Origin of the sequence: Streptomyces sp. NPDC093097 (assembly GCF_044754325.1) — a bacterium.
Taxonomy (GTDB): Bacteria; Actinomycetota; Actinomycetes; order Streptomycetales; family Streptomycetaceae; genus Streptomyces.
Genome location: NZ_JBIVOW010000001.1, coordinates 142,031 through 156,783 on the forward strand (window position 1 = coordinate 142,031; position 14,753 = coordinate 156,783).

At 72.0% G+C, this 14,753-nt stretch carries 11 protein-coding genes; 6 read left to right on the forward strand and 5 right to left on the reverse strand.

Annotated elements, in window-relative coordinates; genetic code table 11:
- The first annotated feature begins 62 nt into the window (after positions 1–62).
- The gene (locus ACIQE0_RS00565) at positions 63–728 is read left to right on the forward strand and encodes a hypothetical protein (RefSeq protein WP_366330113.1); all 666 of its coding nucleotides are present in this window, start codon (positions 63–65) and stop codon (positions 726–728) included.
- A gap of 181 nt (positions 729–909) precedes the next feature.
- On the opposite strand, the gene ACIQE0_RS00570 is transcribed toward ACIQE0_RS00565, so the two are convergent.
- A complete protein-coding gene (locus ACIQE0_RS00570; protein ID WP_402327993.1) occupies positions 910–1,482 on the reverse strand; it encodes a rhodanese-like domain-containing protein in 573 nt (190 codons plus the stop codon).
- Positions 1,483–1,580: 98 nt separating this feature from the next.
- Between ACIQE0_RS00570 and ACIQE0_RS00575 the strand changes: the two genes are divergently transcribed.
- The gene (locus tag ACIQE0_RS00575; RefSeq protein WP_366330111.1) at positions 1,581–1,859 is read left to right on the forward strand and encodes a metal-sensitive transcriptional regulator; all 279 of its coding nucleotides are present in this window, start codon (positions 1,581–1,583) and stop codon (positions 1,857–1,859) included.
- A 116-nt stretch (positions 1,860–1,975) separates the two neighbouring features.
- Here the strand turns inward: ACIQE0_RS00575 and ACIQE0_RS00580 are convergent, their stop codons facing one another.
- Positions 1,976–2,779, reverse strand: coding sequence for a sulfite exporter TauE/SafE family protein (locus tag ACIQE0_RS00580; protein WP_402327996.1), 804 nt, complete (start codon positions 2,777–2,779; stop codon positions 1,976–1,978).
- A gap of 227 nt (positions 2,780–3,006) precedes the next feature.
- Positions 3,007–4,368 carry a rhodanese-like domain-containing protein gene (locus ACIQE0_RS00585; protein ID WP_402327997.1) on the reverse strand — a complete coding sequence of 454 codons (1,362 nt, stop codon included), beginning with the start codon at positions 4,366–4,368 and terminating at the stop codon, positions 3,007–3,009.
- 363 nt (positions 4,369–4,731) lie between these two features.
- Here ACIQE0_RS00585 and ACIQE0_RS00590 point away from each other — a divergent pair, with 363 nt between their 5' ends.
- Positions 4,732–6,189: an MFS transporter gene (locus ACIQE0_RS00590; RefSeq protein WP_402327999.1), complete on the forward strand. Its 1,458-nt coding sequence runs from the start codon at positions 4,732–4,734 to the stop codon at positions 6,187–6,189.
- Between the two features lie 113 nt (positions 6,190–6,302).
- Here the strand turns inward: ACIQE0_RS00590 and ACIQE0_RS00595 are convergent, their stop codons facing one another.
- Positions 6,303–6,812 (reverse strand): MarR family winged helix-turn-helix transcriptional regulator, encoded by a 510-nt coding sequence (locus ACIQE0_RS00595; protein ID WP_402328000.1) that lies wholly within the window; start codon positions 6,810–6,812, stop codon positions 6,303–6,305.
- 115 nt (positions 6,813–6,927) lie between these two features.
- Here ACIQE0_RS00595 and lgt point away from each other — a divergent pair, with 115 nt between their 5' ends.
- A complete protein-coding gene (gene lgt / locus ACIQE0_RS00600; RefSeq protein ID WP_402328612.1) occupies positions 6,928–7,773 on the forward strand; it encodes a prolipoprotein diacylglyceryl transferase in 846 nt (281 codons plus the stop codon).
- Positions 7,774–7,953: 180 nt separating this feature from the next.
- Here lgt and ACIQE0_RS00605 read toward each other — a convergent pair whose 3' ends face one another.
- A complete protein-coding gene (locus ACIQE0_RS00605) occupies positions 7,954–8,220 on the reverse strand; it encodes a hypothetical protein (protein ID WP_402328001.1) in 267 nt (88 codons plus the stop codon).
- Positions 8,221–9,494: 1,274 nt separating this feature from the next.
- Between ACIQE0_RS00605 and ACIQE0_RS00610 the strand changes: the two genes are divergently transcribed.
- A complete protein-coding gene (locus tag ACIQE0_RS00610; protein ID WP_402328003.1) occupies positions 9,495–12,116 on the forward strand; it encodes a Pls/PosA family non-ribosomal peptide synthetase in 2,622 nt (873 codons plus the stop codon).
- Between the two features lie 54 nt (positions 12,117–12,170).
- Positions 12,171–14,687, forward strand: a complete 2,517-nt coding sequence (locus ACIQE0_RS00615) for an amino acid adenylation domain-containing protein (protein WP_402328005.1) — start codon at positions 12,171–12,173, stop codon at positions 14,685–14,687.
- The last annotated feature ends 66 nt before the right edge of the window (positions 14,688–14,753 follow it).

The window sequence follows — 14,753 nt, forward strand, 5'->3', positions numbered from 1 at the left end:
CCAGCAAGCCGAACCTTGCACTATCGATAGTTTTGCTATCACTAGAGGAGATAGGTCGTCTTATGGCTGAAGTGGCGCTGTTTCTGCGGGAGTACGCCCGCACCCGGCAGGACGTCGGGGCGATCGCTCCGAGCAGTGCCTGGCTGTGCAGGGCCCTCACCCGCTATATGGTCCCCAGCCCCGGCCGTCCCCGGGCGGTGCTCGAAGTGGGGCCCGGCACCGGCGCCGTGACCCGGCACATCACCGGCTCGCTCGGCAAACTGGACACCTTGGACCTCATCGAGGCCAACCCCCGCTTCTCCGCCCTGCTGCGCGAGACCTACGGCGGCGACAAGCGACTGCGGTTCCGCACCGGCCTGGTGCAGGAACAGGAACTCGGTGTGTACGACACCATCGTGTGCGGTCTGCCGTTCGCCAACTTCGAGGCCCGCACCACGGCGGAGATCTTCAACCGGCTGCTCGGATCGCTGCGGCCCGGCGGCACCCTGTCCTTCTTCGGATACGTCGGCGGCGCGACGCTGCGCCGGACGCTCACGGCCGGACCGGAGCGCGAGCACGCGCTCGCCGGGCAGGCCGCACTGAGCGGCATCCTGCGCCGGCACGCGTTCCGCAGCGAACTGGTGCTGGGGAACCTGCCCCCGGCCCGGGTCCATCACCTCGCACCGGCCGGCGCTCCCCGGCATGCCGAGCGCGGCGACTCCTGCGCCTGCCGCGAGGAGTCTTCCTGAGCGATCCGCTCGGGCTGCCGTGCGCCGACACCCCGCGGATGCCGGGGAGTTCACCGCCGCTGAGGGGGAGAAGGTCTGCGCCCTCCCCCGGCGGTGTGTGTCGGGGGAGGGCGCGGGGGATGCCTGGCTGACCGGCCGCCTGGCTCGGGTCGGGGGCGGTGGCCGGTGCCTGGCGGTGGGGTCAGCGGCCGAGGGCCTCCAGGGTGGCGTCGAGGTCGGTGGTGCGGGGGCGGTTGTGGGGGAGCTTGGCGAGCAGGGCGGCCATACCGCAGGTGTTGGTGACGGCGGAGAAGATCAGGCCGCCGGCGACACCGGCGGAGAGCCAGCGGGCGTGCCGGGAGCGGGTGCCCAGGGCGAGGCCGGTGAGGACGAGGGAGCCGGCGGCGAAGCGGACCTGGCGCTCCATGGGCCAGACGGTCGCGGCCTTCTCGTCCCGGTCGACCGGGTGGCCCTGCTGGGTCCAGGCGGTGGTGCCGCCGGTGAGCGAGGTGGCGCCGATGTCGGCGGCGGCGAGTTGGGCGCAGGCGCTGGTGGAGCGGTTGCCGGAGGCGCAGACGATCAGGAGCGCGCCGCGGGCCGCCGCGGCCTTGAGGGCCGGCAGGGCGACGTCGAGGTGGTCCAGGGGGACGTTGTGGGCGCCGGGGAGGTGCCCGGCGGCGTACTCGCCGGGGGTGCGCACGTCGACGACGGTGTACTGGTGCAGGTGGTCGGCGACAGCGGCGACGTCGACTGCGGCGGGGGACTGGGCGGTCATGCGCGGGTTCCTTTTCCTTGTGGTGCGCGGTGAGTGCGCTTCGTCCGGCGCGGAGCCGAACGGAGTATCATACCCTCGGGGGTATTGAGGAGGGTGTTATGGAGATGGCGATGGCGGCCGATGAGCTCAAGAGCGTGCTCAACCGGCTGCGTCGGGCGCAGGGGCAGATCGCCGGGATCATCAAGATGATCGAAGAGGGCCGGGACTGCGAGGACGTGATCACGCAGCTCGCGGCGGTGTCGCGGGCGCTGGACCGGGCCGGCTTCGCGATCATCGCGACCGGGCTGCAGCACTGCATGACCGACGGCGCGGGGGCGGTCGAGGATCGGGACCAGCTGCGGGCCCGCCTGGAGAAGCTGTTCCTGTCGCTGGCCTAGGGCCGGTCCGGCCGGCCGGTGCGGGCCCGCGGTGCCCGGCGCCGCGGGCCCACACCGCGTTGTCAGGCACGTCTCCGTACGGGATGCCCCTCCGCCGCGCGCCGTCATGGTTGCCGTCACCACAGCCCCGTCAGCGCGTCGACGAGCATGAACGCGGCCACTGCCAGCAGCAGGACGGCGAAGATCTGCTGGAGCCGGGGGCCGGAGATCTTCTTCGCGAGGCGTTTGCCGTCCCAGGCGCCCAGGATCGCGGCGGCGGTGAACGGCGCGACGACGGCCCAGTCGAGGGTGGTTGCGGCGGCGGTGCGGGTGGCCAGGGACGCCACGGAGTTCACGCTGATCACCAGCAGGCTGGTGCCGACGGCGGCCTGCATCTCGAAGGACAGCACGGCGACCAGCGCCGGGACCGCGAGGAAGCCGCCGCCCACGCCCAGCAGCCCGGTCAGGGCGCCCAGCCCCGCTCCGGCCCCCGCCGCCCTCACCGTCCGGGGGCGATGCTCCCCGGACGCTTCGGACGAGGGCGCGGAGGCGGACGAAGTCGAGGGCGACGCCGCGGACGAGCGCGCGGGGCGCAGCATCCGGGCCGCGGCCAGGCCGGCGACGACCGCGAAGGCGAGCGTGAGCACGGCCTGCGGCAGATGCGCGGCGAAGGCGCCGGCCAGCGCCGCGGGCACGATGCCGGCGGCGGCGAACGCGGCGCCGGCCTTCCACCGCACCCGCCCCTCGCGGGCGTGCGCGAACAGGGCGGTCAGCGAGGTCGCGGTGACGATGAACAGGCTCGCGGTGGTGGCCTCCGCGGGGCTGAACCCGAGCAGGTAGACCAGCACCGGAACGGCCAGCACGCTGCCGCCGCCGCCGAGCGCGCCGAGCGTCAGACCGACCACGGCACCGGCGACCAGGGCCAGGATCAGGGCGGTCACGCTATCGCTCCGCTCTGACCGCGGCGGCCCGGCGTCGCGCCGACTGGCACCGCATGACGGGTGCGCGGCAGGGGCCGGTGGGCGTCCGGCGGGAGTCCGGGGCGCCGTTCCCGTGCGCCGGGGCCTGTCCGAGGGGTCGGCGTGGCCGCCGGCTTCGACGGGCGGCGGCGATTCTGGCCGCGAGGGAAGTGGAGCATGACGTGCCTTCGGTTACTGCGGGCGGGAGTTCAGGAACGGGCCAGGAGGCCCGCGTCGGCCGCGGAGGCCAGGCCGTCGTCGACGGCGACGACCTGCCGGCCCGCGGCGTCGAGGAGGGAGGCGGCGATCCCTGCGCGCAGACCGCCGGCGCAGTGCACCCACACCGTGCCGTCCGGGACCTCGCCCAGGCGGCGGTGCAGCTGGTGGACCGGGATGTGCGTCGAGCCCTCGATGTGGCCCTGGGCGCGTTCGGTGTCGCGGCGCACGTCGAGGATCACCGGGCTCTCGCCGCCCGCGACGGCGGCGGCCAGGTCGGCGAAGGCGACGCGGCGGAACGATGCCGGTGCCTGGCCCTCGGGGACCCAGTCGGCCGGGGTGCCGGTGGCGGCCGCGGCCGGCCGCTCGATGCCGACCCGGGCCAGCTCCCGCTGCGCCGCGGCGATCTGCTCCGGCGTCTCGGCGAGCAGGGTGACGGGCTTGCCCCACGGCATCAACCAGGCCAGGTATGTGGCGAGCTGGCCCTCCCCGTCGAAGTTGAGCGACCCGGCGACGTGCCCTTCGGCGAAGGCGATCCGGTTGCGCAGGTCCACCACCCATTCCCCGGCCGCCAGCCGCTCGGCGATCTGCGCGGCGTCGGCCGGCTCGGGCGGGGTGAGGTCCAGCGGGGCGGGGCCGGTGGCGTTGGTCGGGCCCATGTGCACGTAGTACGCCGGTATGTCGTCCAGACCGGCCAGCAGCTGGGCGACGAAGGCGTCGGCGTCCAGGGTGAGCGCCTCGTTGGTCCGGCGCTCCCGGCCGATCGTGGTCGCCGTCCCCTCGGCCTGCGCCGAGGAGCAGAAGCTGCCGAAGCCGTGGGTGGGCAGCACCGGCACCGTGTCGTCGAGCTGGTCGGCGAGCCGGTGGGCCGAGGCGTGCTGGGCGCGGGCCAACTGCTCGGTCAGGCGCGGCTCGACCAGGTCCGGGCGTCCCACGGTGCCGATCAGCAGCGACCCGCCGGTGAAGACGGACACCGCGCGGCTGGCGTCTTCAAGCGCGTAGGACGTGTGGTGCGGGGTGTGGCCCGGGGTGGCGATCGCGCGCAGCACCAGTCCCTCGTCGACGGTGACGGTGTCGCCGTCGGCCACCGGGGTGCGGGTGAACGCGACCTGCGCGGCGGCCGGGACCAGGTACCGGGCGCCGGTGATGCGGGCCAGCTCCAGTCCGCCGGTGACGTAGTCGTTGTGCAGATGCGTCTCGGCGACGTACGCGATGCGCACGCCGCGGCGGGCGGCGGCGGCGATCACCTGGTCGACGTCGCGCGGCGGGTCGATGGCGACCGCGGTCCGCGGCCCGCCGGCCAGGTAGCTGCGGTTGCCCAGGCCCTTGAGCTCCAGTGTGTCGACGAAGTACACGGTGACGGCTCCTCCACGATCAGGTACCCCAGGGGGTATTGCACTCACCCTAACAGGGGTACCTGGGGGGGTATTTCGGGGCGGGGGGCTGCTGCCTGGCTCGTCGTCGCTCGGGGTGACTGGCGCAGGCGCCGGGAGCGGGCGGTGGTGCTGGTCAGACGGGTTGCCGAGGGTTCGGTGCGGCGTGGTGGTGCCGCCCGGTGCGACCCCTGGGTGTGTGATGGCGCACGTGCGGAAGGTCGGCCACGGGGGACTTATGGCGACATCAGTTCGACGGTAACAAAATATTTCGGACCCCGATATAATTGGGCCCTGGTACAGCCGCAAGCTGCTGAGCAGGGGGGAAGCTTGACCGGACAGCCGATGCCTCGATCCCGATTCACACTCCAGGCGCTGATGCGCGAGCGGCCCCGCCCGCACCGCGTGCGCACCCACCCCCGTGCCTGGTGGCTGGCGGTGGCCACGGTCTGCTTCGGGGCGTTCATGGGGCAGCTCGACGCCAGCATCGTGACGCTGACGTACAGCAGCCTGGCGAGCGACTTCGGCGCCTCGCTGGCGTCCGTGGAATGGGTGTCCCTGGCGTATCTGCTCACCCTGGTCGCCCTGCTGGTGCCGATGGGCCGGCTGTCGGACGCCCACGGCCGCAAGCTGATGTACCTCTACGGATTCGTGGTCTTCACGGCCGCGTCGGTGGTCTGCGGACTGGCGCCCGCCCTCGGGGTGCTGGTGGGTTTCCGGGCCCTCCAGGCGGTGGGGGCGGCGCTGATGCAGGCCAACAGCGTGGCCCTGGTGGCCACGAGCGCGCCGCCGGAGCGGATACGGTCCGCGCTGGGGGTGCAGGCGGCCGCCCAGGCACTCGGTCTGGCACTGGGCCCGACCGTGGGCGGCGCCCTGGTCTCGACGCTGGGCTGGCGCTGGGTGTTCGGCGTCAACGTGCCCATCGGACTGATCGCCCTGGTCGCCGGGCATTACCTGCTGCCCCGCACCCGCGCCCACCACCCCGCCACGGGCTTCGACTGGGCCGGACTGGGACTGCTGGCCGTGGCGTCGACCTCCGCACTGCTGGGGGTCTCGGCCGCGTCCGGCCTCCCGGTGCCCGGGTGGGGCGTCGCCGTGCTGTTCGTCGTGGCGGGCGCCGCGGGCTGGGCGTTCGTCGTCCGGCAGCGGCGGGCCGCCGCTCCGCTGCTGGACCTGGCGCTGCTGCGGGTGCGGGCCGTGTCGGCCGGACTGGTCGGCGCGCTGTGCGGCTATCTGGTGCTGTTCGGCCCACTGGTGCTGGTGCCGCTCGTGCTGACCGGCGGCGGCACCTCGGAGCTGGTCGCCGGGCTGGTGCTGACGGCGTTGCCCGGCGGCTTCGCCCTGGGCGCGACCGCCGCCGACCGCCTGCTGCCCAGCGCCCTGTCCGATCGGCAGCGCTGTCTGCTGGGTGCGCTGGTGTGCCTGGGCGCGCTGACCGCCCTGCTCGTCGTCCCGATGACGGCGCGGAGCCTGCCTGTCGTCCTGGTCGTGCTGGGCCTGGGACTGGGGACGTTCACCCCGGCCAACAACGCCCTGATCATGGGGGCGATCCCGGTCGGCTCCTCGGGCACCGGAGGCGGCCTGGTGAACATGGCGCGCGGCCTGGGCACCGCACTGGGCGTCGCGCTGGTCACCCTCGCCCTCCACGTCGCCCCGCCCACCGGTACGGGCCTGAACGGCGCCCGTTGGGCGGTGCTGATGCTGCTGGCCGCCGCGCTGATCTCCGTCGCGGCCGCGGCACTGGGCCCCAGCGCCAGCCGCTCGGCCACCGAGTGCAGTTCCCCCAACCAGGGCCAGTCATAACCCTCCTGTCGTCTGCCCGGAGGGCGGTCCGGCGCCGGACGCAGAGAGGGCCTGGCGGCAGGCACTGGCGCCAGTCACCCCGGATGCGCGCCGCGATCAGACCGGGCCTGGGTTCAACTCCCGCTGCTCTCCCCGGAGTTGTCGGCCTCAAGGTGGCCGGCGATGCGGAGGAGGGCGGGCAGGGCGGCGCGGACGGCGGCGCGGTCCGTCTCGCCGAGCGCGGCGAGCGCGTCGTCCAGGCGGCGTTCATGCGCGCCGGTCCAGGCGGTGAGCTGGGTTCGGCCGGCCTCGGTGAGGGTGACGACGGAGGCCCGGCGGTCGGACGGATCGACGGCGCGGGCCACCAGCCCGGAACTGATCATCTGGCCGATGAGGCCGCTGACGGTACTGGCGGCCAGCCGCTGACGCGCGGCGAGATCGCTGATCCGGGCCGGGGAGTGTTCCGCGAGGACCTGGAGGAGTTCGACCTGGGCCATGGGCAGTTGCTCCCATGGATAGTCGGTGCGGATGGAGGCGCGCAGCGCACGGCGCAACCGCGTCACGGCCTCGGTGAGCAGACGGGTGTCCGTGGTGCCCTCGGCGGGCGGGTTCGACGGGCTATCGGGGCGGGACTGACGCGGCATGCAAGGACTTTAACCGCGGATTCCGGCACGACGGCCAATCGCTTCGGTAGCCGATGTATTGTCGTGCGGTCCCGCACCGGCGCCGCCGGGGTCCCTGTCGAGAGTGGTCGCATTGATGGTTCTGGCGTATCTGCCCAGCCCCTCGCAAGGGGTCTGGCATCTGGGTCCGGTGCCGATCAGGGCGTATGCGCTGTGCATCATCGCCGGCATCTTCGCGGCGCTGTGGCTGACCCGCCGCCGGTGGGCGGCGCGTGGTGGCGAACCGGACGACATCGCCGACATCGCGGTCTGGGCCGTGCCGTTCGGTCTGCTCGGCGGGCGGCTCTACCACGTGATCACCGACCCGGAACTGTACTTCGGCGCCGGGCGCCAGCCGATCCGCGCGCTGTATGTGTGGGACGGCGGGCTCGGCATCCCCGGGGCCGTCGCGCTGGGCGCGTTCGGCGCCTGGCTGGGCTGCCGCCGACGCGGCATCAAACTGGCGGACTTCGCCGACGTCGCCGCGCCCGGCCTGGTGCTGGCCCAGGCGATGGGCCGGTGGGGCAACTACTTCAACCAGGAACTCTTCGGCGGCCCCACCGCGCTGCCGTGGAAACTGCTGATCGATCCGGCGCACCGTCCGCCCGGCTACGAGAACATCGCGTTCTACCACCCCACCTTCCTCTACGAGTCGCTGTGGGACCTGGGCGTGATGGCGCTGCTGCTGTGGATCGACCGCCGCCACCAGGTCCGCCACGGCCGGCTGTTCGCCTGCTACGTCCTGGCCTACACGGCCGGCCGGGCCTGGATCGAGGCGCTGCGCATCGACCACGCCAACCACTTCCTGGGGCTGCGCCTGAACGACTGGGTCTCCCTCGCCCTCTTCCTCGCGGCGGCGCTCTACCTCTTCGCCACCCGGAACCGGCAGGGTGAGGCGGACCCCTCGGAGACGAAGACCGGGGGAACGTCCGCGCGGCGGTGACGTGCGGCTCCGGCGGATACCCGGGTATGACTGCGCTTTGTGGTCGGCCAGTTGAGCACGCGGGGGGCCTGCGCGGGCTGAGCCGCGGCACATCGGCGGGGGCGGCGGGTAGGAGCCGTGCCCAGCAGCCGTAGACGTCACCAAGGACCGCCGGAACCGTGAGCCCGCCGTCCGTTCGGCTCAGGGCAGGTCGAACGTGATCACCGCCGTTGTGCAGAGCAGTGCGGCGAGCGGGAGTACGGGCAGGGCGAAGGTGGCGGCGCGCAGCCACGGGTGCCGGCCCCGGGTGGTCGGCAGGGCGGGCCGGCGGCGGACGGACTCGGCGACCGCCGCCGCGAACAGTCCCGAGCCGAGGGCGGAGAGAGCCGCCGGGACATGCCCCCCGGGGGCGGCTACGGACTGATCGGCATGGCCGAGCGGGCCAAGCCGCTCGGCGGCGCCTGCCACGCCGGACCGGCCGCATCCGGCACCGGCCGGCACGTCGTCGCCCGCCTGCCGGGCCGCGCGTCCCGCCGTACCGGCCGGGCGGCACCGCCCCGCGCAACCGGCCGGGGACAACGCCCGGTGGCCGACCGGAAGGCTCTGCGCACCGGGCCCGCCGACCGCGGGCAATCGGTGCGGTATGCCGAAGTGGATGTTGCGGAGACCGAAGCGGGAGAAATCCGAAAGCGCGCGATAAGAATATTTTCCGAATGATCTGGCGCCCAGGTTTGCCGGGGCGGTAGCGCCGTTACCGGAGCAGGGGGAAATCTTTATTTATTCGCTACGCCCCTTCGGCTGCTTTGCGCCAATCCGCATGATCATTTATGGGCGTGCCGCCCAATGCTCCAGTTCCCGATTGTGGACTTTGGCCTCTCCTGTGAACTATGCGAACTTGTTGCCTGAAGCGGGATATGTCCATTTCGTGCGGGTGGGTGGCGGGGCTGATTCCTGGGCTTCGAGAAGTTGACGAGGGTGCAGAAGGGCAGGTGGCGCGCGTGACGTCATGCTGCGTCAGGTAATGGCCAAGCCTTGCCGGTCGAGCGTTTTTGATCGTTTTCCGTTCGGTAGTGGTCGGCAATTTCGGTTGGCCTACACCTGGCTGGCTTGGCGGCCGTAGAGAGCCCTACGTTCTTCAACGATCCCATTCGACTGGATCGGAAAAGGGGGCCCTATGCGGGAACGTTTATTCGGTGTTCGGTTTCCGTCGAAAGTGATGCGAGGCGATTGTTCGAATCCGCGTGATGGGTCGCCGAGCGATCCATGCGGTTTCCTCGGGTGCGTCGACGCTTGGGCGGCGGAAGCCGGCAGTGTGACGAACTCGCTGGACCGCAGGGGTTGTTGCGCCCTCGCGTGAGAATTCCCGGCCTCGGACAGGAGGCGCGCGACCGGGGGGTGTCCCGCCGCGCAGAGGAACCGGGTCGAGAAAGCAAAGGGGGGCTGCCGGGCGGGTGCGCATCCGTCCGCGGTCGACGTGACCTGGGGTGATGTCCGTCGGATAGGTGGCGCCCTGGGTGCTGCTCCCGACCGTGCAGGGGAAATCCCGGGCTTTCCCGCTCGGGTACGGCGACCGGTGCTCAGGTAGCGGTCGGACGGTGTGCGTGTTCCGGGCGGGTGTGCTCTGCCCCCGCTGTCGCGGCGCATTTTCTGTCGACTACGGCTCCCTCGCGCATTTCGGTTGCGTGTCTCATGAATCGTATTCAGCCCGCAGGTACGGGCATTAGGTGCTTCAAGGAGCTCAGGTGGCGAGAGAATCCGCCGAGGTCGCCTCCGTCGGCCCGGCAGAAACCGTGCCGACCGCACGGAACGGCGCTGGCCCAACGGCCGTACTGGAGAAAGGCTTTGCCGAGTTGTTGGCCGACGTCGTCAGCGTCCAACAGGTGCCGCTCGATGGTCATTTCTTCGATGACCTGGGCGCCGACTCGCTGATGATGGCGCATTTCTGTGCGCGCGTCAGGAAACGCCCCGACCTGCCGTCGGTATCGATGCGGGACATCTACCAGCACTCCACGGTCCGAAGCCTGGCGGCGGCATTGGCCGATGCCGTCCCCGAACCGGCCGCCGCGCCCGACACCCCCGTACCGGAGCCGGCCCAGCCGTCGCCGGCCGGGAGCACCGCACGCTATATCGCCTGCGGGGCAGCGCAGTTGGCGTTCTTCCTGGGGTACTCGTACCTGGTCGCGTTCGCCACCACGCGGGGCTACGCGTGGGTCTCCGGCGGCGTCGGGCCGGTCGGCGTCTACGGGCGGGCCATGGTCTTCGGCAGCGCCGAACTCATCGGCCTGTCCACGTTCCCGGTCCTGGCCAAATGGATTCTCATCGGGCGCTGGAAACCTCGGGAGTTCCCGATCTGGGGGCTGACGTACCTGCGGTTCTGGATCGTCAAGACGCTGGTGCACGCCAACCCCATGGTGCTGCTCATCGGCAGTCCCGTGTACGTGCTCTATCTGCGGGCCCTGGGCGCGAGGATCGGCAGACACGTCACGATCCTGTCCCACCATGTCCCCGTCTGCACCGACCTGCTCACCATCGGCGCCGGCACGGTGATCCGCAAGGAGTCGTACTTCCACTGCTACCGGGCGCACGCCGGGCGGATCCAGACAGGCACGGTCACCCTCGGGCGGAACGTGTTCATCGGCGAGCGGACGGTGCTGGACATCGACACCGCGATGGGGGACGGGGCCCAGCTCGGCCACACCTCCACCCTGCAGCGCGGCGAGGCCGTACCCACCGGCCAGCGGTGGCACGGATCGCCCGCCCAGCGCACCGAGTTCGACTACGTACGGGTCGCACCGGCGCAGTGCAGCACCCTGCGCCGGGCCGTCTTCGGCGTCCTCAGCCTCGCCAAGACGATGCTGATCACGCTGCCGCTGACCATCTCGGTCTTCGCCGTGCTCTGGAACGGGATTCCCGTCCTGATCGGCCGCGGGGACCTCAACGACCAGTCCCTGGCCGAACCGGAGTTCTACCTCAACGCACTGATCCTCTCCTTCGTGCTGTTCTTCGGATTCATCGTGGTGGGACTGGCCGTACTGGTCACCGTCCCGCGCCTGATGCACCGTTCGACGAAGCCCGGCGCGGTCTACCCGCTCTACGGCTTCCGCTATGCCGCACACCGCTCGGTGGCGCGGATGACCAACCTCCGGTTCTTCATCTGGCTGTTCGGCGACAGCTCCTACATCGTCCACTACCTGCGGGGCGTGGGGTACGACCTCTCCCACGTCGAGCAGACCGGCTCGAACTTCGGCAGCGCCCTGCAACACGAGTCGCCGTTCCTCAGCAGCTTCGGCAGCGGCACGATGGTCGCCGACGGACTGTCCCTGCTCAACGCCGAGTACTCCGGTACGTCCTTCAGCGTCGTGCGCACCACGATCGGCAGGCAGAACTTCCTCGGCAACTTCATCGCCTACCCCGCCGGCGGCCGGACCGGCGACAACTGCCTGCTGGCGACCAAGGTGATGGTCCCGCTCGAAGGCGAGATCCGCGAGGGAGTGGGCCTGCTCGGCTCCCCGTGCTTCGAGATCCCGCGGACGGTGGAGCGCGACAGCCGCTTCGACGACCTGCGCAGCGGGGACGAGATGCGCCGCCGCCTGTCCGCCAAGAACCGCTACAACCTCCGCAGCATGGGCCTGATGCTGTTCCTGCGGTGGGTGCACTTCTTCGTCCTGACCCTGCTGAGCCTGGCCACCGCCGACCGCGTTGACTGGGTCGGAAACCTGCTCGACGCCGGGTTCCTGGTGTGCGCCATGGCGTTCACCGCCGCCTACTACGCGCTGGTCGAACGGTGCCTGATCCGCTTCCGCCCGCTCCAGCCGCAGGTGCGCTCCATCTACGACCCGCACTTCTGGCACCACGAGCGGGTGTGGAAGGTCCCCGACACCCACTTCAACGCCTTCAACGGGACCCCGTTCAAGAACGTCATGTGGCGCCTGATGGGCGTCCGCCTGGGCCGCAGGGTCTTCGACGACGGCTGCTACCTCACCGAGCGGACCCTCTCCGCGATCGGCGACGACTGCAACCTGAACGCCGGCAGCAAGATCCAGTGCCACTCGCAGGAGGACGGCACCTTCAAGTCCGATCGCATCACCCTCGGCGCCGGCTGCACCCTCGGGGTGGGCGCGCTCGTCCACTACGGCGTGACGATGGGGGACGGTGCGGTGCTCGCCGCCGACTCCTTCCTGATGAAGGGCGAGGACATCCCCGCCCACGCGTGCTGGTCGGGCAACCCGGCCGCCGAGACCGCAGGCCGCCGGCCGCGGACCGCCCCCGCCGGAGCCGCGCCCGGGCCGTCGCCCGCCGCCCCGACCCCGCCGCAGCGCTCCCGACCGCACGGCGCCCCCGCCGCCAAGAGCGCGCCGCACTGACGGACACCCACCGCACCTCCCACCCGGCACGGCACGAGCCAGCAGAGGAAGCCGATGATGAAGCCGACGGACGACGACCGAGCGTACTGGCGCACCGCCCTGACCAGAGGGGGGTTCACCGCGATCCCGCGCTGGGCCCCCGCACCGGAGACCGGCCTCGCCGCCCACGAACTGCCGCTCCCCGACGACCTGGTGAAGCGACTGGACCACTGGGCCGACACCCACCACGTCCCCCTCGACGCGGTCCTGCTGGCCGCGCACGCCAAGGTCCTCGCCGCCCTTTCCGGCGACCAGGAGGTCACCACCGGATACCTGGCCGCCGACGGCGGACCCGCACTGCCCTGCCGGGTCTCCACCGCCCCCGACACCTGGCACGCACTGGCGCGGACCGCCGCCACCGCGAGCGCGGAGGTGCTCGCCCACCGCACCTGCGACGTGGCCGCCCTCGGCGCCGAACTCGGCCTGGGCACCGCACTGTTCGAGACCGAACTGGACCTGTCCGGGGACGAGGGAGCACTCGCCGCGGACACCGTGCTGCGGGTGGCGGTGGTACGGGACCGCGGCCGGACGGTCCTGCGGCTGCGGCACCGGACCGAGGCCCTGGACGCGGAGGCCGCCGCCCGGACCGCCGGCTACCACCTCACCGCGCTCAGCCACTTCGCCGCCGCCCCGGAGGCCGCGCACGGCGCGCAGAGCCTGCTGTCCGACGCCGAACGCCGCTTCCAGCTCGTCGGGTTGGCCGGCCCCCACCGGGACCTGCCCGACCGCCGCTTCCACGAACTGTTCGAGGAACGGGTACGGGCCCACCCGGACGCCGTCGCCGCCGTCCACGGCGACCGGCGGTGCACCTACGCGGAACTCAACCGGCGCGCCAACCGCCTCGCGCGGGCCCTCCTGGCGCGGGGCCTGGCCCGCGAGGGCGTGGTCGCCGTCGTCACCGAGCGGAATCTGGACTGGATGGCCGCCGTGCTGGCCGTCTTCAAGGCGGGCGGCGTCTACCTGCCCATCGAGCCGCACTTCCCGGCCGACCGCATCGCGACCGTGCTCACCCGCGCCGCCTGCCGCCTGGTGCTGACCGAACCCGGCAGCACCGCCACCCTGGACCAGGCCCTGGCCACCCGGCCCGAGGTGCGCGCGCTGCACGTCGACGCCGCGCTCGCCGAGGACCGCCCCGCCGACGACCTCGGCATCGAGGTCACCGCGGACCAACTCGCCTACATCTACTTCACCAGCGGCTCCACCGGTGAGCCCAAGGGCGCGATGTGCGAGCACGCCGGCTTCCTCAACCACCTCTACGCCAAGATCGGCGACCTGGGGATCACCGAGGGCCAGGTCGTCGCCCAGACCGCCCCCCAGTGCTTCGACATCTCGCTGTGGCAACTGGTCGCGGCCCTCCTGGTCGGCGGCCGGACCCACCTGGTCGAGCAGAAGGTGATCCTCGACGTCCAACGCTTCGTCGACACCCTCGCCGACGCGGGCGTCACCGTCCTCCAGGTCGTCCCCTCCTACCTCGAAGCCGTCCTCACCCACCTGGAACGGCACCCCCGCGAGCTGCCGGACCTGCGCTGCGTCTCGGTCACCGGAGAGGCGCTGAAGAAGGAACTCGTCCAGCGCTGGTTCACGGCCCGACCGCGGACCCGGCTCGTCAACGCCTACGGTCTGACGGAGACCTCCGACGACACCAACCACGAGGTCATGGACCGGCAACCCGAGGGCGACCGGATCCCGCTCGGGCCGTGCGTGAACAACGTGCGGGTCTACGTCGTCGACGAGGACCTTCAGCCGGTGCCGCTGGGCGCCCCGGGCCAGATCGTCTTCTCCGGGGTGTGCGTCGGCCGGGGCTACGTCAACGACCCCGAGCGCACCCGGCTCGCCTACCTCAGCGATCCGCACCACGCCGGCCAACGGCTCTACCAGGGGGGCGACTTCGGACGGTGGCTTCCCGGGGGCAAGCTGGAGTTCCTCGGGCGCCGGGACGCCCAGGTCAAGGTCCGGGGCTTCCGGATCGAGATCGGCGAGATCGAGAACGCGCTGTTGCGGGCGCCCGGCGTCCGGGACGGTGCCGTCGTGGTGGCCGGCGGCGGCCAGAGCACACGCCTGGTGGCCTTCTACAGCGGGCCGCGCGCCCTGGAGACCGACGACCTGCGCGAGCGGTTGGCCCAGTCGCTGCCCTCGTACATGGTGCCCGCCGCCTTCCACTGGCAGGAACAACTGCCGCTGACCGCCAACAGCAAGATCGACAAGAAGGCGCTCGCCCACCTCGCCGACCGGTCCGACCCCCGGGGCGAGGACCACCGCGCACCGCACACCCCCACCGAGCGGCGACTGGCCCGCGCCTGGGCGGACGTCCTCGGCGTCCCGGAGGGCGACCTCGGGCGGCGGGACCACTTCTTCGACCGCGGCGGCACCTCGCTGTCGGCCGTGAAACTCGTGATCGCCCTGAACCGCGCGGTCTCCCTCAAGGACCTCATCCGGCACCCCGTCCTGGCCGACCTCGCCGCACTGCTCGACGGCCGCCCCGAACCGGACCGGGCGGTCCTGCGCACCGTCACCGCACCGACCCCTTCGTGAACCACCCGGCAGACGACGAAAGGCACCGCACCGCGCACGTTCCCAACCCAGCAGCCGACCCTCAGG

Bases quoted from the DNA above. Each gene is read 5' to 3' on its own strand.
- lgt (WP_402328612.1), top strand. From the start codon at position 6,928: ATGGTTCTGGCGTATCTGCCCAGCCCCTCGCAAGGGGTCTGGCATCTG.
- ACIQE0_RS00615 (WP_402328005.1), top strand. From the start codon at position 12,171: ATGATGAAGCCGACGGACGACGACCGAGCGTACTGGCGCACCGCCCTG.
- ACIQE0_RS00595 (WP_402328000.1), bottom strand. From the start codon at position 6,812: ATGCCGCGTCAGTCCCGCCCCGATAGCCCGTCGAACCCGCCCGCCGAG.
- ACIQE0_RS00565 (WP_366330113.1), top strand. From the start codon at position 63: ATGGCTGAAGTGGCGCTGTTTCTGCGGGAGTACGCCCGCACCCGGCAG.
- ACIQE0_RS00570 (WP_402327993.1), bottom strand. From the start codon at position 1,482: ATGACCGCCCAGTCCCCCGCCGCAGTCGACGTCGCCGCTGTCGCCGAC.
- ACIQE0_RS00575 (WP_366330111.1), top strand. From the start codon at position 1,581: ATGGAGATGGCGATGGCGGCCGATGAGCTCAAGAGCGTGCTCAACCGG.
- ACIQE0_RS00590 (WP_402327999.1), top strand. From the start codon at position 4,732: ATGCCTCGATCCCGATTCACACTCCAGGCGCTGATGCGCGAGCGGCCC.